Annotated in this window: 21 protein-coding genes; 13 read left to right on the top strand and 8 right to left on the bottom strand. The window is 57.3% G+C overall.

The window, feature by feature from the left end:
* Positions 1-81 precede the first annotated feature (81 nt).
* The 6 genes from lpxE (at position 82) to AC0TOF_RS03835 (ending at position 6,311) form a co-directional block, all read left to right on the top strand.
* Positions 82-849, top strand: coding sequence for a lipid A 1-phosphatase LpxE (lpxE, locus tag AC0TOF_RS03860; protein ID WP_473767287.1), 768 nt, complete (start codon positions 82-84; stop codon positions 847-849).
* 451 nt (positions 850-1,300) lie between these two features.
* The gene (locus AC0TOF_RS03855; protein WP_122003490.1) at positions 1,301-2,332 is read left to right on the top strand and encodes an amino acid ABC transporter substrate-binding protein; all 1,032 of its coding nucleotides are present in this window, start codon (positions 1,301-1,303) and stop codon (positions 2,330-2,332) included.
* 313 nt (positions 2,333-2,645) lie between these two features.
* Positions 2,646-3,839, top strand: coding sequence for an amino acid ABC transporter permease (locus AC0TOF_RS03850; RefSeq protein WP_122003475.1), 1,194 nt, complete (start codon positions 2,646-2,648; stop codon positions 3,837-3,839).
* Between the two features lie 2 nt (positions 3,840-3,841).
* Positions 3,842-4,999 (top strand): amino acid ABC transporter permease, encoded by a 1,158-nt coding sequence (locus AC0TOF_RS03845; RefSeq protein ID WP_473767286.1) that lies wholly within the window; start codon positions 3,842-3,844, stop codon positions 4,997-4,999.
* A 20-nt stretch (positions 5,000-5,019) separates the two neighbouring features.
* Positions 5,020-5,829 (top strand): amino acid ABC transporter ATP-binding protein, encoded by an 810-nt coding sequence (locus tag AC0TOF_RS03840; protein WP_021587807.1) that lies wholly within the window; start codon positions 5,020-5,022, stop codon positions 5,827-5,829.
* A gap of 74 nt (positions 5,830-5,903) precedes the next feature.
* Positions 5,904-6,311, top strand: a complete 408-nt coding sequence (locus AC0TOF_RS03835; RefSeq protein ID WP_473767285.1) for a GNAT family N-acetyltransferase — start codon at positions 5,904-5,906, stop codon at positions 6,309-6,311.
* On the opposite strand, the gene AC0TOF_RS03830 is transcribed toward AC0TOF_RS03835, so the two are convergent.
* The 3 genes from AC0TOF_RS03830 to AC0TOF_RS03820 form a co-directional block, all read right to left on the bottom strand.
* Positions 6,308-6,625, bottom strand: a complete 318-nt coding sequence (locus tag AC0TOF_RS03830; RefSeq protein WP_151682525.1) for an ArsR/SmtB family transcription factor — start codon at positions 6,623-6,625, stop codon at positions 6,308-6,310. The two genes, AC0TOF_RS03835 and AC0TOF_RS03830, sit on opposite strands and share 4 nt — an antisense overlap.
* A 7-nt stretch (positions 6,626-6,632) precedes the next feature.
* Positions 6,633-7,094, bottom strand: coding sequence for an SRPBCC family protein (locus AC0TOF_RS03825; protein WP_473767284.1), 462 nt, complete (start codon positions 7,092-7,094; stop codon positions 6,633-6,635).
* Between the two features lie 83 nt (positions 7,095-7,177).
* Positions 7,178-7,891 (bottom strand): winged helix-turn-helix transcriptional regulator, encoded by a 714-nt coding sequence (locus AC0TOF_RS03820; RefSeq protein ID WP_473767283.1) that lies wholly within the window; start codon positions 7,889-7,891, stop codon positions 7,178-7,180.
* A gap of 175 nt (positions 7,892-8,066) precedes the next feature.
* On the opposite strand from AC0TOF_RS03820, the gene AC0TOF_RS03815 reads away from it, so the two are divergent.
* The gene (locus AC0TOF_RS03815) at positions 8,067-8,483 is read left to right on the top strand and encodes a VOC family protein (protein ID WP_473767282.1); all 417 of its coding nucleotides are present in this window, start codon (positions 8,067-8,069) and stop codon (positions 8,481-8,483) included.
* A gap of 39 nt (positions 8,484-8,522) precedes the next feature.
* On the top strand, positions 8,523-9,008 hold the full coding sequence (locus AC0TOF_RS03810) for a VOC family protein (protein ID WP_473767281.1): 486 nt from the start codon (positions 8,523-8,525) through the stop codon (positions 9,006-9,008).
* Here AC0TOF_RS03810 and AC0TOF_RS03805 read toward each other — a convergent pair.
* Positions 9,005-10,210 carry an FAD-binding protein gene (locus AC0TOF_RS03805; RefSeq protein WP_473767280.1) on the bottom strand — a complete coding sequence of 402 codons (1,206 nt, stop codon included), beginning with the start codon at positions 10,208-10,210 and terminating at the stop codon, positions 9,005-9,007. The genes AC0TOF_RS03810 and AC0TOF_RS03805 overlap by 4 nt on opposite strands.
* 45 nt (positions 10,211-10,255) lie before the next feature.
* Positions 10,256-10,510 (bottom strand): zinc-finger domain-containing protein, encoded by a 255-nt coding sequence (locus AC0TOF_RS03800; protein WP_122003467.1) that lies wholly within the window; start codon positions 10,508-10,510, stop codon positions 10,256-10,258.
* A 347-nt stretch (positions 10,511-10,857) separates the two neighbouring features.
* Here AC0TOF_RS03800 and AC0TOF_RS03795 point away from each other — a divergent pair, with 347 nt between their 5' ends.
* Together AC0TOF_RS03795 and ppx are read left to right on the top strand one after the other, a co-directional pair.
* Positions 10,858-13,089 (top strand): RNA degradosome polyphosphate kinase, encoded by a 2,232-nt coding sequence (locus AC0TOF_RS03795; protein WP_473767279.1) that lies wholly within the window; start codon positions 10,858-10,860, stop codon positions 13,087-13,089.
* Positions 13,086-14,624 carry an exopolyphosphatase gene (gene ppx, locus AC0TOF_RS03790; protein WP_122003465.1) on the top strand — a complete coding sequence of 513 codons (1,539 nt, stop codon included), beginning with the start codon at positions 13,086-13,088 and terminating at the stop codon, positions 14,622-14,624. Before AC0TOF_RS03795 ends, ppx begins: the two co-directional genes overlap by 4 nt.
* A gap of 67 nt (positions 14,625-14,691) precedes the next feature.
* On the opposite strand, the gene rnd is transcribed toward ppx, so the two are convergent.
* Positions 14,692-15,849 (bottom strand): ribonuclease D, encoded by a 1,158-nt coding sequence (gene rnd / locus AC0TOF_RS03785; protein WP_473767278.1) that lies wholly within the window; start codon positions 15,847-15,849, stop codon positions 14,692-14,694.
* Between the two features lie 225 nt (positions 15,850-16,074).
* On the opposite strand from rnd, the gene aspS reads away from it, so the two are divergent.
* Complete coding sequence (gene aspS, locus AC0TOF_RS03780) at positions 16,075-17,862, top strand: aspartate--tRNA ligase (RefSeq protein ID WP_473767277.1); 1,788 nt, start codon at positions 16,075-16,077, stop codon at positions 17,860-17,862.
* Between the two features lie 86 nt (positions 17,863-17,948).
* On the opposite strand, the gene AC0TOF_RS03775 is transcribed toward aspS, so the two are convergent.
* Positions 17,949-19,145, bottom strand: coding sequence for a hypothetical protein (locus AC0TOF_RS03775; protein WP_122003462.1), 1,197 nt, complete (start codon positions 19,143-19,145; stop codon positions 17,949-17,951).
* Between the two features lie 223 nt (positions 19,146-19,368).
* On the opposite strand from AC0TOF_RS03775, the gene parC reads away from it, so the two are divergent.
* Both parC and AC0TOF_RS03765 read left to right on the top strand, forming a co-directional pair.
* Complete coding sequence (gene parC / locus AC0TOF_RS03770; RefSeq protein ID WP_473767276.1) at positions 19,369-21,681, top strand: DNA topoisomerase IV subunit A; 2,313 nt, start codon at positions 19,369-19,371, stop codon at positions 21,679-21,681.
* A gap of 90 nt (positions 21,682-21,771) precedes the next feature.
* Entirely contained in the window at positions 21,772-22,242 is a 471-nt protein-coding gene (locus AC0TOF_RS03765) for a GNAT family N-acetyltransferase (RefSeq protein ID WP_473767275.1), read from the top strand.
* Here AC0TOF_RS03765 and AC0TOF_RS03760 read toward each other — a convergent pair.
* Entirely contained in the window at positions 22,239-22,988 is a 750-nt protein-coding gene (locus tag AC0TOF_RS03760; RefSeq protein WP_473767274.1) for an arginyltransferase, read from the bottom strand. The genes AC0TOF_RS03765 and AC0TOF_RS03760 overlap by 4 nt on opposite strands.
* Positions 22,989-23,205 lie beyond the last annotated feature (217 nt).

Here is a 23,205-nt window from a genome sequence, read left to right as displayed (position 1 = left end):
ACTTGGATAGAATGCGCGTGTTCCGGATGCAACCTCGCGTGCTATTTGTTGCGTAATAAGCTTGTGAAAGGACATTTCAGTATGGTGGCGGCAGGCATGGGAAGCACCTTTCTTTATCCCTTTCGCGCAGCGCTGGAACTCCTTCAGGCTCTTTTGCGTCCGGCCTACAAGGGCGCGCCATCCTCCTGGACGATGGAAATGACGGCCGTCATCGTGCTTCTGCCCTTCGTCGTTCTCGTGCTGCATCTGTGGGATGCCGACATCATTCGCCTGACCGCGCAAAGCACCAATTTCCTCATGCAATTCCTGCGGACCGTCACGGATGCGATTCGTACCGTCGTCTGGCTTGTAATCGGCATCGTCGTGTGGCTCGCCACGGCGATACTGCTCTCACCAAAACTGCGTTCCGGTGCCAGGTCGTGGCTGGTGAAGCTTCACGGCTGGGCAACGCTCATCCTGACCTCTATCGTTGTCGCAAGCGTGCCGGTCGAAATCGGCAAGCTTGCAATTGGCCGGGCGCGTCCGTTTCTGCTTGATGAAGTCGGTGCGGCCTATTTTTCGCCCTTCAAGGGCAAGTTTCTTTATGAAAGCTTCCCGTCGGGCCACTCCATGATGGCGGGCATCATGATGGTTTCGCTTTGGATATTCCTGCCGCGCTGGCGCATTCCCACTGTTTTCATTGGTATTCTCTTCGGGATCAGCAGGCTCGCTGCCGGAGCCCATTATCCGACAGATGTTGTCGCCGGTCTGGCAATCGGATTCGTGACGACATGGTGGGTCGCCCGCTATATGGCCACGCGAAATATTATTTTTTCTTTGGATGACGAATGCGCGTTTCCACGCGTTTGATTTCTATCAAGGGTTGTTGTTTCCGCTGATTGTCTTGTATGGAAGGGTGGCTAACAACTTGTATTTATATAATTAATTCCACTCCTTTTGCATTCGTGCGGACTGGTTTGCGTCATTAAAGCCGGCTACCCAGAAATCGGGAAATCGTGTAAATTTTCAAATATAGTTCCTTCGTCTTTTTGGGAAGACTGTCGGTTGGATTGCGTTAAAGCCTTGACCAAAGACAAAATTTCGCCTTCGATAGACCCGTGAAGGCGGCAGGTTTGTCATTGCCTCAAAACTAAATCGAAGACCGGGCAGCGGTCTCGGGCGAGGGCATTCTGTTGTAGGGCATGGGCTCGGGAGGTCACGTGACTTATCCATCGGGTTGATGCAAAAAAATAAAGCAACAAGAGACGCTATGGACCAGGGTTTTAGCGCTCTCCAGGGAACGAAAAAGGTTGCAGGCCAGATGAAAAAAACTCTTATGACGGGTGTATTGGGTGCGGCGGCGCTGTTTTGCGCAGCTTCGGGAGCATCCGCTGACACGCTTTCGGACGTGAAGGCGAAAGGTTTTCTGCAGTGCGGCGTGAATACGGGCCTCCTCGGATTTGCCTCGCCTAACGACAAGGGTGAATGGTCCGGCTTTGACGTGGATTATTGCCGCGCTGTGGCTTCTGCTATTTTTGGCGATCCGACCAAGGTGAAGTTTACGCCGCTGAACGCCAAGGAGCGGTTCACGGCCCTGCAGTCGGGTGAAATCGACGTCCTGATCCGTAACACGACCTGGACCATCAGCCGCGACACCGCGCTCGGTCTCGATTTTGCCGGCATCAATTACTTTGATGGCCAGGGCTTCATGATCAATTCGAAGAAGCTATCGGGCATCAATTCTGCATTGCAGCTTTCCGGCGCATCCATCTGCGTTCAGGCCGGTACGACGACCGAAATGAACATGGCCGACTATTTCCGCGCCAACAAGATGGAATATAATCCGGTGGTCTTCGAGAAGATCGAAGAAGCGAACGCCGCTTACGACTCTGGCCGTTGCGACGCCTATACGACCGACCAGTCCAGCCTTTACGGGGTTCGTCTGGCGCTCGCCAACCCGGACGATCATGTCATCCTGCCGGAAATCATCTCCAAGGAACCTTTCGGCCTGACCGTCCGTCAGGGCGATTCCAAGTGGGCAGACGTTGTTCGCTGGACGCATAATGCGCTGCTCAACGCTGAGGAATACGGCATTACGCAGGCCAATGTCGAAGAGATGAAGAAGTCCGACAACCCGGACATCAAGCGCCTTCTCGGTGTGGAAGCGGACACGAAGATCGGCACTGATCTCGGGCTCGACAATGACTGGGTGGTGAAGATCATCAAGGGCGTCGGCAATTACGGCGAAATTTTCGAGCGCAACATCGGCTCCGGCAGCCCGCTCAAGATTGCACGCGGCATCAATGCCCAGTGGAACAAGGGCGGCCTGCAATATGGCGTCCCGGTGCGCTGACGGGCAATATTCTCCGGGCTGATCATCGGCGGGTGCAACAGCATCCGCCGGATTTGTCGGCTCTGCAGTTTGTCCGTTTGCTTTCGGCCCCGCATTTGGCGGGCAGAGGATGCTGACAAGCTGCTTTTTGGGAATTCAACCGCGTCTTGCCGTCCCCGAAAGGCTCCTGACGAGCCTGGATAGGGAACAGCAGGACCGAACGGTTCGGCATTCGATATTCCGATTTCAGGCGTTGTCTTTCAGGCGTTGTCCGGCAAAGGTGGCCTGTCATTTTTCGGAATGGATGCTGTCAGCCGAGAGGCACAGGAAACATATGGCTTCCTATTCTGCAACTGAACGCCGCCAGGATAGCGGCGGAACTTCGCTCCTGTATGATCCGCGGATTCGTGGCATCTTCTATCAGGTGATCGTCTTCGGGGTGGTCATCGGGGCAATCTACTGGATCGTGGGCAACACGATCGCCAATCTTCAGCGTGCAAATATCGCGTCCGGCTTCGGCTTCCTCAATGGCCGTGCCGGTTTCGATATCAGTCAGACGCTCATTCAATACAGCAGCGATTCGAACTATGGCCGGGCCTTTCTGGTCGGACTGATGAATACGCTTTACGTAGCCGCGCTCGGTGTGGTGACGGCTTCGATCATAGGATTTCTGGTCGGTATCGGGCGGCTCTCGCATAATTGGCTGATCCGCAAGATCTGCACGGTCTATGTGGAAGTTTTCCGCAATATCCCCCCGTTGCTCGTCATCTTCTTCTGGTACTTCGGTGTGCTTTCGGTGCTACCGCAGGCTCGTAATAGTATTGCGATGCCGCTCGGTACATATTTGAACAATCGCGGCTTCTTCATGCCCGCGCCGGTATGGGGCGAGGGGGCCTGGCTTCTGCCCGTGGCGCTTCTCATCGGCATCGTGGCCTCGGTCATCGTCGCGCGCTGGGCAAAGCGCCGCCAGATGGCGACAGGCCAGCCGTTTCACACGATACGAGTGGCCGCTGCCCTGATCATCGGCCTGCCGCTCCTGGCGCTGATCGCGACCGGCTTTCCGATTTCGTTCGATTCGCCGAAGCTGGGAACCTTCAATCTGACGGGCGGCGCGCAGGTCAAGCCGGAGTTCCTGGCCCTGTTTCTGGCGCTGTCCTTCTACACGGCGTCCTTCATCGCCGAAACAGTCCGTGCCGGTGTTCTGGGCGTCTCCAAGGGGCAGACGGAGGCAGCCTATGCCGTGGGCTTGCGTCCCGGCCAGACGATGCGCCTCATCATCGTGCCGCAGGCGCTGCGCATCATCATTCCGCCGCTGTCGAGCCAATATCTCAACCTTATCAAGAACTCGTCGCTGGCCATTGCCATTGGCTATCCCGACCTTGTTGCTGTCGGCGGAACGATCCTCAACCAGACCGGTCAGTCGGTCGAGGTCGTGGCGATCTGGATGGTGATCTATCTCGGCATCAGCCTGATTACCTCGGGCCTCATGAACTGGTTCAATGCCAAGATGGCGCTGGTGGAGAGATGACAATGGAAAACGCAAATCTCCAATATGTCCGCACGCAGATGGTGGATGGCGAAGCGCCGCCGCGCTCGGTGCAGGGCATTTCCCACTGGCTGCGCGTCAACCTGTTCGCAACGCCTGTCGATGCGGCGCTGACCATTCTCGGCCTGCTGGTCGTCGCGTGGTTCCTCCCTCCAATCATCGAGTGGCTGTTCGTCAAGGCGGTGTGGACCGGTGCCGATCGCACCGCCTGTCTCACCGTCGCGCAAGGCGGCGCGCAGCCGGAAGGCTGGTCCGGCGCATGCTGGGCGTTCGTGAATGCGAAATACGAGCAGTTTCTCTATGGCCGCTACCCGATTTCGGAGCGCTGGCGCGTCAACCTGACCGCGCTGATCTTCGTGGTTCTTCTGGTGCCGCTCTTGATTCCCAAGGCGCCGAAGAAGGGGCTCAACGCGATCCTGTTCTTCTTCATCTTTCCGATCGTTGCCTTCTTCCTGCTGGTCGGTGGCTCGTTCGGCCTTCCCTATGTGGAAACGCCGCTCTGGGGCGGACTGCTGGTCACGCTCGTTCTGTCCTTTGTCGGCATCGCAGTTTCGCTGCCGCTTGGTATCGTGCTGGCACTCGGGCGGCGCTCGAAGCTGCCGGTCATCAAGACGCTATCCATCATTTTCATTGAAATGGTGCGTGGCGTCCCATTGGTGACGGTGCTGTTCATGGCCAGCGTCATGCTGCCCTTGTTTTTGCCGCCGGGCGTGACTTTCGACAAGCTGCTGCGTGCGCTTATTGGCGTGGCGCTTTTCGCTTCGGCCTATATGGCGGAAGTGGTGCGCGGCGGCCTGCAGGCTATCCCGCGCGGGCAATATGAAGGTGCGGATGCACTCGGTCTCGGCTACTGGCAGAAAACGGGGCTGATCATACTGCCGCAGGCGCTGAAGCTCGTCATTCCGGGAATCGTCAACACTTTCATCGGTCTCTTCAAGGATACGAGCCTTGTCTACATCATCGGCATGTTCGATCTGTTGGGCATCGTCCGTCAGAACTTTTCCGATGCAAACTGGGCTTCTCCACAGACGCCTGCTACCGGCCTGATCTTTGCGGGCTTCGTTTTCTGGATTTTCTGTTTCGCAATGTCGCGATACTCTATATTCATGGAACGACGCCTCGATACGGGTCATAAACGATAAGAATAAAGGGAATAATGGAAATGAGTGCACAAAGCGCCCTCCCGCAATCCGAGCTCGGAGTGGAAGTTGACCGTTCAAAGATGCAGGTTTCCAAAACCGATGTCGCCATCGAAATCACCAACATGCACAAGTGGTACGGGGAGTTCCACGTCCTGCGCGACATCAATCTGAAGGTCATGCGCGGCGAGCGCATCGTTGTGGCCGGCCCGTCGGGCTCCGGCAAATCGACCATGATCCGCTGCATCAACCGTCTGGAAGAACACCAGAAGGGCAAGATCGTCGTCGATAACATCGAACTGACCAATGACCTGAAGAAGATCGACGAAGTGCGCCGCGAAGTCGGCATGGTGTTCCAGCACTTCAACCTTTTCCCGCATCTGACGATTCTGGAAAACTGCACGCTTGCCCCGATCTGGGTGCGCAAGATGCCGAAGAAGCAGGCGGAAGAAATCGCCATGCATTATCTGGCGCGTGTAAAAATTCCGGAACAGGCCAACAAATATCCGGGCCAGCTTTCCGGCGGTCAGCAGCAGCGCGTGGCTATTGCCCGCGCATTGTGCATGAACCCGAAAGTGATGCTGTTCGACGAGCCGACATCGGCTCTCGATCCGGAAATGGTCAAGGAAGTGCTCGATACGATGGTGAGCCTTGCCGCCGAAGGCATGACCATGATCTGCGTGACGCACGAAATGGGCTTCGCCCGTCAGGTCGCCAACCGCGTGATCTTCATGGATCAGGGCCAGATCGTCGAGCAGAACTCGCCGGACGAGTTCTTCGACAATCCGCAGCACGAGCGCACCAAGCTGTTCCTCAGCCAGATCCTGCACTGATCCGGCATTCGGCTTCTGAATTGAAGACACCCGCCAGATCGTCTGGCGGGTGTTTTTGCAAGCACGGAGGGATCGTGAAGAATTTTCAATGGATGGAAGAGATCCCAGTCGAACGATACCATGAATTCCATGCTTTCTATTGCGGGGAATGGTGGACGAAGGAGCGCAGCTTTGAAGACGTCACACACATGCTTGCGCATTGTGACCTGCTTCAGTTCTGTTTCGATGGCGAGGGCCGGATCGCCGGCTTTGCCCGCGTTTTCAGTGATTTCACCTTCAAGGCGATGATTTTCGATGTCATCGTGGCGCAACAGCATCGAGGGCAAGGGGTGGGGCAAGCCTTGGTCGGACGTATCCTCAATCATGAAAAGCTGAAGCGCGTGAAAAGTTTCGAGCTTTATTGCCCCGACCGCCTTGTGCCCTTCTACGAAAAGCTGGGCTTCGTGAAGGGCACGTCTTCGCTTCTATTCAGGCAAATCTAGTCTTCCACGAACCGGCGCAGACGCTGGAGAGCATCATCCCACTGGCTGGAGACGGTTGCGAGATAGGCGCGGGCATCGACAAGCGGGGCGGGGTGAAGCCGAAACCGGCTCTCCCGGCCGACCTTTTCCCGTTCAACCAGATTTGCCTGTTCCAGCACAGATAAATGCTTTGTCACGGCCTGCCGGGTGATGCTGCCATTTTGCGACAGCACCACAATCGAACGGCTTTCGCCGTCGCTCAGGGTTTCGATAAGCGCCAGCCGGGTCGGATCGGCAAGTGCGGCGAAAACCATTGACATATCCGTGCCGGTCATCTCTGGCCTATCGTTCATTTTCGACGTGTCTTTTGATGTTGCCGACCTGCTCCTCCCAGCCGCCGTTGTTCATCCGCAGCGCAATTGGCTTGCGCTCGGCGGGCAGGGCATCGAAACCGCTTTCGGTCACGGTCAGTCGCGTGCCGGTTTCGATAGGCTGCAACCGGAATTCGACGAGCGTCGGCGGTTCGCTAGAATAATCGGTGTCTGGATCCACGGCATAAGGGTGCCAGGTAAAGGCGAAATAGTCGGGCGCATGCATGTCCTTGATGAAGGCCTCCCAACGCACATGCTCGAAGCCCGGATAGGTGGTGCGGCCAAGCGAACGAGTGCCGACGATGAAAGGCCCCTCGATCTTCACCTGAAACCAGCTTCCGAATTCCTCATGGTCGGTCAGGGCGCGCCATACGCGGTCGATCCCGGCGCGAATATCAACAGTCTTCTCAATGCGGTCTGTACTGCTTGTCATGGCCTGCTTCCTCCGTAATTGGCAACTTTATGGTTGCCAATATAAATGCTGAACGAAAATAAGCAACCAAAAAGTTGCATATCTCATTCGGGCAGCTCAGCCTTGTCCGGAAGCGGGAACAGCGTCACGAATTTTTCCGCAAGGGCGCGATCACCTATGATCTTGAGAACATTGGCGCTTTCGAGCGCTGAAAGAGGTTGCCCACCATAGATGGCGGCGGCCAGCATGCGCGGCGAACTTTCGAAATAGAGATCATATTTCTGTGCCGTGCCGCGCTCTATCCGAACTTCGGCTTCGGCTTCGGCTTCGGCAAGGTGAGCCGTGAAATCTTCCCCGTCCAGACGAAGGCCGATTACCGCCTGCAACCCCGCAGACCTGTCGTGGTCGATCATGGTCCGCAACGAAAGCAGGAAGGAAACGGTCGAGATCGGCAGGTTGGGATCATGCTTTGGCGAGCGCGCCGCCCATCGGCCTAGTGCCTGAAGGATCGGCTCGCTTTCGTAGCCCCACTCGGTCAGTTCATAGACCTGCACCGCAGCAGGCGGCGGCAGCTTCGTCTTGCGAAGAATGCCAGCTTCTTCCAGTCCTTCCAGTCTTTGCGTGAGGACATTTGCGCTCACTCCCGGCAGATCAGCCCGCAAGTCACTGAAGCGTTTGGGTCCAAGCATCAATTCGCGCATCACCAGAAGCGCCCACCGTTCCCCAATCAAATCAAGGGCATGGGCCGCAGCGCAGGCATCGTCATAGCTGCGCTTCGCAGGGTGCTTTTCCGACTTGGTTATTTTTTCTAACTTCATGGTTGCTAATTATAACTTATATGCCATTATGTACAAGCGAACTTTGAGTTCATCCGATACCAATTGCGCGAACTGTTTTGCGCGGAAGACCGATCTTATCGCCGGGGAGTCGGGCAGGCGATGATAATCGAAAAAACAAGACCGGGCCGTCTGGCCTATTAACGGAGGAAATCCCATGCCGAAAATGATTTTCGTAAACCTGCCAGTGAAGAATGTCGCGAAGTCGACAAGCTTCTACGAAGCCATCGGCGCCACCAAGAACCCCATGTTCTCGGACGAAACGGCTTCCGGCATGGTCTTTTCAGATACGATCCATGTGATGATCCTCGACCACGAAAAATTCAGCCAGTTCACGCCAAAGAAGATCGCCGATGCCAACACGGTCAGCGAAGTGCTGGTCTGCCTGTCCGCCGAAAGCAAGGCCGAAGTGGATGCGACGGTGGAGAAGGCGGTGAATGCAGGCGGAAAGGCTGATCCCGGCCCGAAGCAGGATTACGGCTTCATGTATGGACGCAGCTTCGAAGATCTCGACGGCCATATATGGGAGATGATGTGGATGGATATGGAAGAAGCCAAGAAGGTCATGGGCTAACGCCCCGGATAATGACCACACAAGGCAAAGGAGGAGAAAATGTCAGGTTTGACGATCTGTCTCTGGTTTGATGGCACTGCCGAAGAAGCCGCGAACCACTATGTCTCGGTCTTCCGCGCGTGCGGGAGACCGGCTTCGATTGATGGCGCGATCAGTTTCACGCATGGCCACCAACAAAACGAGGATCAGCCGGTCACGGTGAACTTTACCCTCGACGGGCAAAAAATATGCGGCCTGAACGGTGGTCCGCAGTTCAAGTTCTCACCGGCTAGTTCGCTGATCGTGCGATGCAGGGATCAGACGGAAGTGGATGCGTTCTGGGAAAAGCTGCTGGAAGGCGGCTCGCCAATGGAATGCAGCTGGCTGACCGACAAATACGGTCTTGCATGGCAGATCGTGCCCGACATGCTGCTGGATATTCTGCAGGATGGTGCGCCGGATGTCCGTCAACGCGTGGCGAACGCCATGATGAAGATGGTCAAGATCGATATTGCGACATTGGAGGCCGCGCGCGACGCGGCTTAATCCCGTATGGCCGCGACGGCGTCATAGCCATAAAGCCAGTCCAGATCCTTAAGAAAGCTGTCTGGGCAGCGCAGGGCGAAAAGCGCGTTGCGGCCAAGCGCAAAAATGCCGGTGGCGTGATAGGCAAACCTGTTCAGCTGGCCGCGTTTGGCGACCGCGGCGATCCGTGCCTTGCGGGCGGCATCAAAGCGCTTGAGCCCGGCTTCGTGGTCGTTGCCGTCCAGCGCTTGCGCCAGCGCTGCTGCATCCTCGATTGCCATGGCGGCACCTTGCGCCGCGAAAGGCGTGACTGCGTGTGAGGCATCTCCGAGAAAAATTGTCCGGTCCGGCCCGACGAATTGAGCATCCGGCATTTCAAAAAGCGGCCAGTAGGTCCAACCATCGGCAGCCGCCAGCACATCGCGGACGGGCGCGCCCCATTCCGAATAGATGGACCGCAGATGCGCCGCATCGCCGGTTCTGGACCAGACTTCACCGGGATTCTCGCCCGTGGTGATGGCGACGAAGTTGAAGAAACCGCCGCCCTTGACCGGATAAGCGATGAAATGCGCCTTGTTGCCGAGCCATGCGGAGACAGATTTGCGTTCCGGCATGGCGTTCAGGAAGGAAGCGGGCAGGGCGCTGGCGGCAAGCGTCGTGCGCCAAGCGATATGGCCGCTGAAACGCGCCTTGCTGAAACCTGCCTTTGATCGTTCCGCCGACCAGACGCCATCGCAGGCGATCAGATAGGCAGCGCCGACAGATTCTTCGGAGTTGGCGTGACGGATGGTTGCCGCAACGGCTCCATTTTCGACGCGATGATTTGTGATTTCAACACCAAGGCTGATCTCGATGTTTGGCTGTTCGCGGCAGGCATCGAGGAGTGCCGATTGAAGGTCGGCGCGATGACAGACTGCATAGGGATGCTGCCAGCGCTGGCGAGCCTTGTCGCCAAGCTTCATTTCCATCAGCGGACGCGCTTTACGTCCATCCATGAGATAGAGCGATTCCGGCGTCACCGCTTGCGTGGAAAGACGGTCTGCGACGCCGAGCCGTTGCAGATGGCGCATCGCGTTGGGGGCGAGTTGTAGGCCAGCGCCGACTTCCGAAAGGGTCTCTGCCTTTTCGACAAGCCGGACGTTCCAGCCGCGTGCTGCCAATTCCAGCGCTGCCGACAGGCCAGCAACTCCGGCCCCGGCAATCAATATGCGACCTCTGCTCATGTCGGTGAGACCCTCCGGAGTTCAGCCCCGGATCAGCAGCCGGGATCAGGCTGCTTTATCGGCAGGTGCTTCGTAAGCGCAGCCAGCCGGAACGGTTTCGTCGGCATGGAGCTTTGCATTGTAGCGATAGAGCGTCGAGCAATACGGGCAAACGACTTCGCTTTCATCGCCCATGTCGAGAAACACGTGCGGATGATCAAAAGGCGGGTTTGCACCGACGCACATGAATTCCTTCACGCCGATTTCGATGGCAGCATGGCCGGCGTCGTTCTGAAAGTGAGGAATGATGTGATCGGACATAACATGCTCCGGTTCTGGTCGATGGGCGGTATGAGCATGGACTTGCACCGGTTGTCGGGCAAGATCATGCGTAGACATTGGCATGCGTGTAGCGCGAAAGTCTTGTTTCCGGAAGCGTTTTCATCAATTCTGAGGACATTTCAAGCTATATGCTATCAAACTGTCATATGACAGCCATAGGCTTATAGCGCACCCCGAAAAGTGTGAAGCGGTTTTCGGGATCAGATGTGCTTAAAGCAAAAAGGCAGAGCCGGAATGTTCCGGCGGAAGTCGGGACAGGAAAAATGAGCGAAAACAGCGTTATGGCGAGCGAAACCCCCAGCGCACTCCAAGGCGGGACACACGAAATGACAGCCGGACAGGCCTCCACTCCACCCATCGTTCCCGACATGGATGCAGCCCCCGACATTCACAAAGCTTTGAATGGCGAGCTGATGGAAAGTGCCGACCGCTTTGTCAATCGCGAGTTTTCCTGGTTGCAATTCAATCGGCGCGTTCTCGATGAAGCCGCGAACATGCGGCAGCCCTTGCTCGAACGCCTCCGCTTCCTGTCCATTTCCGCCGCCAATCTCGATGAATTCTTCATGGTCCGCATCGCCGGTCTTGCCGCGCAGGTGCGCGCTGGTGTGGCGATGCGCAGTGCCGATGGACGCACGCCGCAGGAACAGCTCGATTTCGTTCTGGACGAGGTAGGGCGCTTGCAGGAAGAGCAGCAGCAACGCCTGCGCGCCTTGCGTGAGGAGCTGGAACAGGAAAGCATTGAGATCGTCCGCCCGTCCGCGCTTTCAAAGCCGGAGAAGGAATGGCTCGAAAACCACTTCCTTGAGACGATTTTTCCGGTCCTGACACCGCTTTCCATCGATCCGGCGCATCCGTTTCCATTCATTCCGAACCTTGGTTTTTCCATCGCATTGCAGCTTGCGCGGCGCGCCGATAACCATCCGATGACGGCGCTCCTGCGTATCCCGGTTGCATTGAAGCGCTTTATCCAGCTGCCGACGGATCAGGCCAATGTCTATCGTTTCATCACCATCGAGGATGCAGTGAGCCTGTTCATCGGGCGGCTTTTCCCCGGTTATGAAGTGCGCGGCGCCGGTACGTTCCGCATCATCCGCGACAGCGATATCGAAGTGGAAGAAGAGGCCGAGGATCTGGTTCGCCTCTTCGAGACAGCGCTGAAACGCCGTCGCCGCGGGCAGGTGATCCGTATCGAGTTCGACGGTGAAATGCCCGAAGCGCTGCGCGTTTTCGTGGCGACTGAACTGGGCGTTTCCGAAAACCGCATCAGCGTTCATGAGGGCCTGCTGGCGCTGAACATGATTTCGGAGATCGTTTCGATCCCGCGCGAGGACCTCAAATTCGTATCCTACAACCCGCGTTTCCCCGAGCGCATCCGCGAACATGGCGGCGATTGCTTCGCAGCGATTCGCGAAAAGGACATTGTGGTTCATCACCCTTATGAATCCTTCGACGTCGTGGTGCAGTTCCTGCGGCAGGCCGCAGCCGACCCGGATGTACTGGCCATCAAGCAGACGCTTTATCGCACGTCCAACGATAGCCCGATCGTGCGCGCGCTGGTGGATGCCGCCGAAGCTGGCAAGTCGGTGACGGCGCTGGTCGAGCTGAAAGCCCGTTTCGATGAGGAAGCCAATATTCGCTGGGCGCGCGATCTGGAACGCGCCGGCGTACAGGTGGTGTTCGGCTTTATCGAGTTGAAAACACACGCGAAAATGTCGCTGGTGGTGCGCCGCGAAGACCAGAAGCTGCGCTCCTATGTGCATCTTGGCACCGGCAATTATCACCCGATCACTGCGCGCATCTACACTGACCTGTCGTTCTTCACGTCGGATGCCGATATTGCGCGCGATGTGGCCCATATCTTCAATTTCATCACCGGCTATGCGCAGCCTGCCGAGGAGATGAAGATCGCGATTTCACCTTTCACGCTGCGCGCCCGCATACTGAAACACATCGAGGATGAAGTCGCCCATGCGAAGGCCGGGCGTCCGGCGGCCATCTGGATGAAGATGAATGCGCTGGTTGATCCACAGATTATTGACGCGCTCTATATGGCGAGCCAGGCGGGTGTGCAGATCGATCTCGTCGTACGGGGCATCTGCTGTCTTAGGCCGGGGGTTCCGGGGCTTTCCGACAATATTCGCGCCAAATCGATTGTCGGGCGTTTTCTGGAGCATAGCCGCATTTTCTGCTTTGGAAACGGCAACGACCTGCCGTCCGACAAGGCCATCGTCTATATCGGCTCTGCCGACATGATGCCGCGCAATCTGGATCGCCGCGTGGAGACCCTCGTTCCGATCACAAATGCCACAGTGCACCAGCAAATCCTGTCGCAAATCATGTTTGCCAACATAATTGATAACCAACAGAGCTATCAGCTACTTGCGGACGGCACCTCTCGCCGGATAGAAAAAGAGGCAGGAGAGGAAGCTTTCAACGCGCAGGAATATTTCATGACCAATCCTAGCCTATCGGGTCGCGGAAAGTCGCTGAAGTCTTCGGCCCCCCGCCTTATCGCGCATCGCAAGCGTGCGCAGGCGGAAAGAAAAACGACTGCATGAGTCCAGCTGTAGCACAAGGCCGCCTCAAGGGACTGAAACCCGTTGCGGTCATCGACATTGGCTCGAACTCGATCCGTGTCGTCATCTATGAAGGCATCGTCCGTTCGCCGACGGTGCTTTTCAACGAAAAGATTCTCTGCGGCCTTGGCAAGGGCCTCGCGAAGACCGGCAAGCTCAACGAGAAATCCGTTGAGGCGGCACTTCGCGCGCTGAAACGTTTTCGCGCTCTGGCCGAGCAGGCAGGCGCGGTTTCCATTCACGCGCTGGCAACCGCGGCAGCGCGTGAAGCGAAGAACGGCCCCGACTTCATTGCTCAGGCGGAAGCCATTCTTGGCCGGCACATCGAGGTGCTGTCCGGCAAGGAAGAAGCCTACTATTCAGCGCTCGGCATCATCTCCGGCTTCTACAAGCCGAAGGGTGTGACGGGCGATCTCGGCGGCGGCAGTCTTGAACTGGTCGCCGTGGACGATCACGAGGTCGGCGAGGGGATCACCTTGCCGCTCGGCGGCTTGCGCTTGCAGGATATGTCCAACGAGAAATTGCCCGAGGCGACGAAGATCGCGCGTGCGGAACTGGCGAAGGCGACGCTTCTGAAAGCTCATCAGGGCCAGGTTTTCTATGCGGTTGGCGGCACGTGGCGTAACCTTGCCAAGCTGCATATGACGGCGAAGAATTATCCGCTGCATGTCATGCACGGCTACGAGATGAACCCGGTGGAAGCGCAAAGCTTCCTGAAGCGCGTCGCCAAGGGCAATCTCGACACGATGCGCGGCATCGAGGCAGTTTCGAAGAACCGCCGCCAGCTTTTGTCTTACGGCGCGACGGTGCTGCTTGAGACGATCCGCCTGATGAAGCCCGCCAAAATTGTTTTCTCGGCGCTCGGCGTGCGCGAAGGTTATCTTTATTCGCTTCTACCCAAGAACGAGCAGCTTCTTGATCCGCTCTTGGCTTCGGCGGAAGAGTTTTCCATTCTGCGCTCACGTTCTCCGCGCCATGCCCGGGAGCTCGCGACATGGACGACATTGTCCCTGCCGGTGCTCGGTTTTGACGAAAGCGACGACGAAGCGCGCTACAGGCAGGCCGCCTGCCTCGTGGCCGATATAAGCTGGCGCGCGCACCCCGACTATCGCGGCTCGCAGGCGCTCAACATTATCGCCCACGGTTCGTTCGGCGGTATCGACCATGCGGGACGTTCCTTCATGGCGCTTGCCAATTATTATCGTCACGAAGGGCTGATCGAGGACGAAATCGCGCCGGAGATCGTGCAACTCGCCACGCCGCGCCTGCGCGAACGGGCAAAACTGCTCGGGGCCTTGCTGCGCGTGGTCTATCTTCTGTCCGCTTCGATGCCCGGCGTCATCCCGCGCCTTGTCTGGCGCGAGGAAGAAAACGGCGTTGCGCTGGTCGTTCCCGGCGATCTTGCCGATCTGATTTCGGACCGCCCCGAAGGCCGGTTGCAGCAACTGGCAAAACTGACGGGCAAGAACATCTATTTCGCGGTCGGCGACGGCGCGATTGAGGGAACGAGGGAATAAGGCAGTAAGTGAATAAGGCAGTAAGGCAGTATGTTTAGCGCGAGCATTCACATAATGCCTTACTGCCTTACTGCCCTAACTCCACCGCCTTTATCCGCCGGTTCTCGAATTTGATGCCGATCTTGCCGTCGATGAGGTCGAGGGCCTTCTGGCCGAAAACTTCGCGGCGCCAGCCATGCAGGGCAGGCACGTTTGCCTTGTCGCCCTCCGCGGCGATCTTGTCGATGTCGTCAGAACTCGCCACAATCTTTGCTGCGACCCCGTGTTCTTCGGTGACCAGCTTCAGCAATACCTTGAGAATATCTGCAGCCGCCGCGCTGCCTTCCGGCGAATGGGACGGCTTTGGCAATTTGGGCAAGTCTTCCTTCGGGATTTCAAGCGCCGACTGGATCGCGGCGACGAGACCTGCCGCCTGTGCGGAACGCTCCCAACCTTTCGGGATTGAACGAAGGCGTCCAAGCGCTTCCGCGTCGCGCGGCTGCTGCTGGGCGATTTCGGCAATCGTGTCGTCCTTGATGATGCGTCCGCGCGGCACATTGCGTTCGCGGGCTTCACGTTCGCGCCAGGCGGCGACGGCCTGCACGATTGCCTGCTCGATTGGCTTGCGAACACGCGCCTTGACCCGCCGCCATGCATCGTCTGGATGAAGATCGTAGGTTTCGCGGGAAGTCAGCACCGCCATTTCCTCGTTCACCCACTCGCTGCGACCCTCTTTCTCCAGTTCCTGTTTCAGATAGAGATAAATGTCGCGCAAATAGGTCACGTCCGCCAGCGCATAGTCGAGCTGCTTGTCGGAAAGGGGGCGGCGTCGCCAGTCGGTAAACCGGGACGACTTGTCGATATGCTTGCCGGTGACTTTCTGCACAAGCTGGTCATAGGAAATGGCATCGCCAAAGCCGCAGACCATCGCTGCCACCTGACTGTCGAAGACAGGCGAAGGGATCAGGTCGCCGAGGTGGAAGACGATTTCGATGTCCTGTCGCGCGGCATGGAAAACCTTGACCACTTTTTCGTCGGCCATCAGGCGGAAGAAGGGTGCGAGGTCCAGCCCCGGCGCGAGAGCGTCTACAAGCGCCGTGTGGTCGGGCGAAGCCATCTGGATAAGGCACAATTCCGGCCAGAACGTCGTTTCGCGGATGAATTCCGTGTCGACTGTGACGAAATCGGATTTGGCAAGGGCGGATACGGCCTCTTCGAGGGCCTCTGTCGTCGTAATAAGATGCATGGTTACCTTCTAGAGAAAGCGCGGCCGCTTGTCCCGAAAGAATGCGCAAAACGCGCTGTATAACAAGTGCAAATAGTGTTTTTTGTCGATACTTTGCGTCAAGACGCCGGAACCTCGACGCTTGCAGAGAGTGCAGACTTGACAAAACCCGGGCAAAATGCGCTTTTCCGCCAGAATTTGCAGCGCTTTGCCTGCACTGATTTATCTTACCAAAAGGCAGAAATCATGCATCGTTACCGCAGCCATACCTGCGCAGCCCTTCGCAAGACGGACGTTGGTTCGACTGTCCGTCTGTCCGGCTGGGTTCACCGCGTCCGTGACCATGGCGGCATTCTCTTCATCGATCTTCGCGATCATTACGGCATTACCCAGATCGTGGCCGATCCCGATTCGCCCGCCTTCAAGGTTGCTGAAACCGTTCGCGGCGAATGGGTTATCCGTGTCGATGGTGAAGTGAAGGCCCGCGCAGACGATGCGGTCAACGCCAACCTGCCGACCGGTGAAGTGGAAATCTTCGCAACGGAAATCGAAGTGCTGGCGGCTGCCAAGGAATTGCCGCTGCCGGTCTTTGGCGAGCCGGACTATCCGGAAGACATTCGCCTGAAATACCGCTTCCTCGACCTGCGCCGCGAAACGCTGCACAAGAACATCATGAGCCGCACGAAGATCATCGCCGCGATGCGTCGCCGCATGACCGAAATCGGCTTCAACGAGTTCACCACGCCGATCCTGACGGCTTCCTCGCCGGAAGGCGCGCGCGACTTCCTCGTGCCGAGCCGTATTCACGAAGGCAAGTTCTATGCGCTGCCGCAGGCGCCCCAGCAGTACAAGCAGCTTTTGATGGTTGCCGGTTTCGACCGCTACTTCCAGATTGCGCCGTGCTTCCGCGACGAAGACCCGCGCGCCGACCGTCTGCCGGGCGAGTTCTATCAGCTCGACCTTGAAATGAGCTTCGTGACCCAGGAAGAAGTCTGGGAAACGATGGAACCCGTTATGCGGGGCATTTTCGAAGAGTTCGCCGAAGGCAAGCCGGTCACGCAGAAATTCCGCCGCATCGCCTATGACGATGCGATCCGTACCTATGGTTCGGACAAGCCGGACCTGCGCAACCCGATTGAAATGCAGGCCGTGACCGAACATTTTGCAGGTTCGGGCTTCAAGGTCTTCGCAAACATGATCGCCAACGACCCGAAGGTTGAAGTCTGGGCAATCCCGGCCAAGACGGGCGGAAGCCGCGCATTCTGCGACCGCATGAATTCCTGGGCGCAGGGCGAGGGCCAGCCGGGCCTCGGCTATATCTTCTGGCGCAAGGAAGGCGACAAGCTCGAAGGTGCCGGCCCGATTGCCAAGAACATCGGCGAAGAACGCACCGAAGCGCTGCGCAACCAGCTTGGCCTCGGCGATGGCGATGCCTGCTTCTTCGTTGCCGGTCTGCCCTCCAAGTTCTACAAGTTCGCTGGCGATGCCCGGACCCGCGCAGGCGAGGAACTGAACCTCGTCGATCGCGACCGTTTCGAACTCGCCTGGATCATCGACTTCCCGTTCTACGAATGGGACGAGGACAACAAGAAGCTCGACTTCGCGCACAACCCGTTCTCCATGCCGCAGGGCGGCATGGACGCGCTGGAAAACCAGGATCCGCTCGCCATCAAGGCCTATCAGTACGATCTCGTCTGCAACGGCTTTGAAATTGCGTCCGGCTCGATCCGTAACCAGCTGCCGGACGTGATGGTCAAGGCTTTCGAGAAAGTTGGTCTCAGCCAGCAGGACGTGGAAGAGCGTTTCGGCGGTCTCTACCGTGCGTTCCAGTATGGCGCGCCTCCGCATGGTGGCATGGCTGCCGGTATCGACCGCGTGATCATGCTTCTGGTCGGCGCGAAGAACCTGCGTGAAATTTCGCTGTTCCCGATGAACCAGCAGGCGCTCGATCTTCTGATGAACGCGCCTTCGGATGTGACGCCCGCGCAATTGCGCGACCTGCATATCCGTCTGGCCCCGGTGCAAAAGAGCTGAAGCCCACATGAAAAAAACCCGGCGTCGAGCCGGGTTTTTTATTGCCTTTGAAAAAGTCCGGTGAGGAAACTCACCGGACTTATCGTTTAATTGTTGGCGTCGACGCTGACTTTCAGAAGCTGGATGATCTTCGTCGGGTCCAGCGATGCCGTGGCAACGATGGAAGCGAAGGTCACCGGCTGGTCGGGCGTTGCGCTGATGGTCAGCGACTTCGGATCGTCGAAGAACTTGTCGGATGCGGCCTTGAGCTGCTGGGCAAATTCCGGGTTCTTCAGCTGCGTTGCCATCAGCGGAACCATCATCTTCATCTGCTGGCCAAGCTGCTTGCCATCCGCGCCCTGTTGCTTTCCGTAATAATCCAGAACCTTCTGGGTCAGGGTATCGTTGTCGAAACGGATCGACAGGTTCTTGAGGTTGAGCTGTTCCGCAAGACCAAGAATGGCGAGACCGGCGGCATCCTTGTCCGCATCGGCCTTGCTCATGTTTTCCTGTGTCTTCTGGACGGCCTCGAGGAAAGCCAGATCATACCCGCCAAGGCTGCCGGTGATGTTGATCTTGCCAAGTTCCTTTGCCTCAAGCTCCAGCTGGTCCAGCGACGTGTCGCCGGAAGTCGGCGACCAGCTGCCCTTGGAGGTCAGAGAGCCGTTGAACGTGTTCATATCGAGCGGCGCAAGCGGGTTCTTGCCGCCTTTTTCAAAGGTCGCGTCGATATTGGCTATGTTCCAGACATAGCCGATCTTCTCAGCCTTGTTGGTGGTATCGAGCGACAGGTCGAAGCCCTTCACCGTGGCGCCGTCTTTGCCGGGCGTGCCGAACAGGATTTCGTCGATCTTCAGTTTGTCGTACATCACCATGCTGTCGAGCGGACCCTTGGCCTTTTCCGACGGAATATGCAGGTTCTGCATGACAAGACCCTTCATTTCAGCCTTGTCATTCTTGCCGGATTGACCGGCAAACGCCAGGTCTGGCACGGTGACCTGTTCGATGCTGTAACCGCCGTCCGGTGCATCCTGCACGTTCTGGAGCGTCACGTCGCCGATGGCGGTTTCCTTTTCGCCCACCGTCGGCAGCTTGATCTTGGTGCCCTGAAGCACGATGTCGGAGCCGTTTGCCTGAACATTGGCGAAGCTCAGTTCGCCGCCCTGTTTCGCGTAGAGCGCCTTGATGCGCTCGGCCACCGCATTGGCGTCAGCCGCCATGGCTGCGCTGCCGAATACCAGCGAAAGCGCTGTTCCGGCGGCCAAAACACGTGCCGCTGGCTTGATGTTGACGAAAACCTGCATTCGAAAGCTCCTGCCTAGTCTTTAATGTAGCGCGGCATTCATAGGCAGAAATCATGTGCAACAACAACATGATTTGTTCAGCCTGCGATTGCAGCAGGGGAAATCCAACCGAATAGCTCTATAGGACGCAAATGGCGGCAGGATTGCGACTATTACACACTAATGTACTGGATTGGTTCTCCTGAACTCTTGCTGGCGAATCGCGCAGTTGGTACGAAGAGACATGGGAAAAAGTCTGATTCCGCCGGACGACGGCGAAGAACACATCGAGCGGGTCGATCTCAAATCGGCTCTCGAGGAACGTTACCTCGCTTATGCGTTGTCGACGATCATGCATCGTGCGCTGCCGGACGTGCGCGACGGCCTGAAGCCGGTGCATCGCCGCATCATGCACGCCATGCGCCTGCTGCGCCTCAATCCCGATCAGGCTTATGCGAAATGCGCGCGTATCGTCGGCGACGTGATGGGTAAGTTCCATCCCCACGGCGATGCGTCGATCTACGATGCGCTGGTGCGTCTGGCGCAGGATTTTGCCGTGCGTTATCCGCTAGTGGACGGGCAGGGCAATTTTGGCAATATCGACGGCGATAACGCCGCCGCCATGCGTTATACCGAAGCGCGCATGACGGAAGTGGCAACGCTGCTGCTCGAAGGCATCAACGAAAACGCCATCGATTTTCGTCCGACCTATAATGAGGAAGACGAGGAGCCCATCGTCCTTCCGGGCGCTTTCCCGAACCTGCTGGCCAACGGTTCGGCTGGTATCGCGGTCGGCATGGCGACCAACATTCCGCCGCATAATGTGGCGGAGCTTTGCTCATCGGCGCTTTATCTGATCAATCATCCCGATGCGCCGGTGGAGGAACTCGTTACCTCGCCGGAACAATATGCGGAAATCGAACAGGAAGCGAAGACCGATCCTGCTGCGCTGTTGAAGACCAAGGTACGCGGCCCGGATTTCCCGACCGGCGGCATTCTTGTCGAAGAGCATGGCAATATTGTCGATGCCTATCGCACTGGTCGCGGCGCATTTCGCGTTCGCGCGAAATGGGAAAAGGAGGAGGGCAATCGCGGCACATGGGTGATTGTCGTCACCGAAATTCCCTATCAGGTGCAGAAGTCACGTCTCATCGAAAAAATCGCCGAATTGCTGCTGGCGAAGAAGCTGCCGCTGCTTGACGACATTCGCGACGAGTCGGCGGAAGACATCCGCATCGTTCTGGAGCCGAAGAACCGTACCGTCGATCCTGAGTTGCTGATGGAATCGCTGTTCAAGCTGACCGAGCTTGAAAGCCGCGTTTCGCTCAACATGAACGTGCTGTCGCACGGCAAGGTCCCGAACGTTCTTTCGCTGGGCGCGGTGCTGCGCGAATGGCTCGACCACCGCAAGGAAGTGCTTGTCCGCCGCTCGCAGTTCCGTCTGGCGGAAATCGAAAGACGCCTGGAAATTCTTGGCGGTTTCCTGATTGCCTATCTCAATCTGGATGAGGTGATCCGCATCATCCGTGAGGAGGATGAGCCGAAACAGGACTTGATGCGGACATTCGAACTGACCGACGTTCAGGCCGAGTCGATCCTCAATATGCGTCTGCGTTCGTTACGCAAGCTTGAGGAATTCGAAATCCGCAAGGAGTTCGATGACCTCACCGCCGAGAAGACCGATCTCGAAGGGTTGCTTGCTTCCGGTACACGTCAGTGGAAGAAGATCAGCGCCGAAATCAAGGCCGTGCGCGAAAAATTCGGACCGAAGACCAAGCTTGGTGCGCGCCGTACCCATTTCGCCGAAGCACCGACCCATGATCTGGAAGATATTCATCAGGCGATGATTGAGCGTGAGCCGGTCACGATCGTTGTATCCGATAAGGGCTGGCTGCGTGCGATGAAGGGGCATCTGGCCGATTTCTCGACGCTGTCCTTCAAGGAAGGCGACAAGCTCAAGCTCGCTTTCCATGCGGAAACCACCGACAAGCTTCTGTTCTTCACGACCGGCGGCAAGTTCTTCACCATTGGCGCGAACACGCTGCCGGGCGGTCGCGGTCATGGCGAGCCGATCCGCATTCTTGTCGACATGGAAAACGATCAGGATATCCTGACAGCCTTCGTCCACGATCCGGCGGCGAAACTGCTGCTGGTATCGCATGAAGGTAATGGTTTCATCGTTCCTGAAAGCGAGGCTGTCGCCAACACCCGCAAGGGCAAGCAGGTGATGAACGTCAAGGCGCCGGATGAGGCGAAGCTTTGCCAGCGGGTTTCCGGCGATCATATCGCGGTCGTCGGCGAAAACCGCAAGATGGTGGTCTTCCCGCTTTCCGACATTCCCGAAATGACACGCGGCAAGGGCGTGCGCCTGCAAAAGTACAAGGATGGCGGTGTATCTGACGTCCGCACCTTTGCCATTGCCGAAGGGCTTTCCTGGCAGGATTCGGCAGACCGCACGTTCAATCGCAACAAGGAAGAGCTTGCCGAATGGATCGGCGCGCGTGCTTCCGCGGGCCGGCTGGTGCCGAAGGGTTTCCCGCGTTCAGGCAAGTTTTAAATCGGTCCTGACCCTAGAAGTTGCGGTCGATCTACACCTGATTATTGAATAGCATGGAGTGGATCGCATACCGCGTTCCGGGAGGCTCTCATGCGTATTCGTGCGGCGATACCTGACGATGCCGTCGAGATTTGCAGTGTTTTGAGGCATTCGATTACCGAGCTTTGCACGGCTGATCACGAGGGGCGCGACGATATTCTGTTGCCGTGGCTCGCCAACAAAACGCCTGAAAACGTGGGGAAGTGGATAGAACAACCGTTTCAAACCTTGCTCGTCGCGGAAATCGACAGCGCCATGGCCGGGGTCGGGCTGGCGACGGACGAGGGAGAAATCCTGCTGAATTATGTTTCCCCGGACTATCGTTTTCGCGGTGTCAGCAAGGCGCTCCTGTCGGACTTCGAAAAGCATCTTTTGCTGCGGAGCGTGACGGTTGTCCGACTTGTCAGCACGGAAACGGCGCATCGATTTTATGCAGGACAAGGCTATAAGCCAGTAGGCGAACCGCAAATATGGTGGGGGACGGCGCTGTCATATCCGATGGAGAAGCAGCTCAGCGCCTAACCCTCAAATCGCTGCCAGCCGCGGGGACCCAGGTGTTCCTGCGGGGTGAAGCGGATCTTGTATTGCATCTTGCGTGACCCCTCGACCCAATAGCCGAGATAGACGTGCGGCAAGCCCGCCGCATGTGCCCTCTTGATATGGTCGAGGATCATATAGGTGCCGAGCGACCTGTCATGCATATGCGGTGAGAAGAACGAATAGACCATCGACAGGCCATCGGCCATCACGTCGGTCAAAGCCACGGCGATAAGCTCGCCATCACCTTTCGGATCGATGAAACTATCCGGTCCGCGTCGGCGATATTCGATGATCTGCGTGTTGACGTGAGTGTCCTCGACCATCATCGCATAATCGAGCACGGTCATGTCGGACATGCCGCCCGAGCGATGGCGCGCATCGAGATAATCACGGAAAAGCGCATATTGCTCGGTGCTGGGCTGGGCCTTGTGCACACGCCCGATCAGGTCGCTATTCTGAGCCCAGACGCGACGCATGTTGCGCGTCATCTCGAACTCGCCTGCAAGGATGCGAACGGAAACACAGGCCCTGCACAATTCGCAAGCCGGACGGTAAGCTATGTTCTGGGAACGGCGGAAACCACCCTGGGTCAGAAGATCGTTGATCTCGTTCGCCTTGTCTCCGACCAGATGCGTAAAGACTTTTCGCTCCATCTGGCCTTCAAGATAAGGACAGGGCGACGGAGCTGTCAGAAAGAACTGCGGAGACTGTTGCGGTTGATGGGTCATTCAATATCCACGAAATGGCAATACCGAAACCATCACGATACTGGCTCCAAAGCGGGTCGCATCTAACACACGCATATGACACGCTTTACGCTTTTGTTTTCACGCACGTCTCCCAAAACCGGTTCCCACTTCTGGGAGACATGCTCTAAGGATTGAGCCGACCGCACAAAACGTCAATAGGCATTTTGCGCAGCCGGCTCTGAATTTTTTTGAAGCA

It is taken from the genome of Ochrobactrum sp. PL_is501, from assembly GCF_055816895.1.
Note: the sequence above shows the minus strand (reverse complement) of the source record. Positions and strands in the feature narration are given on the sequence as shown.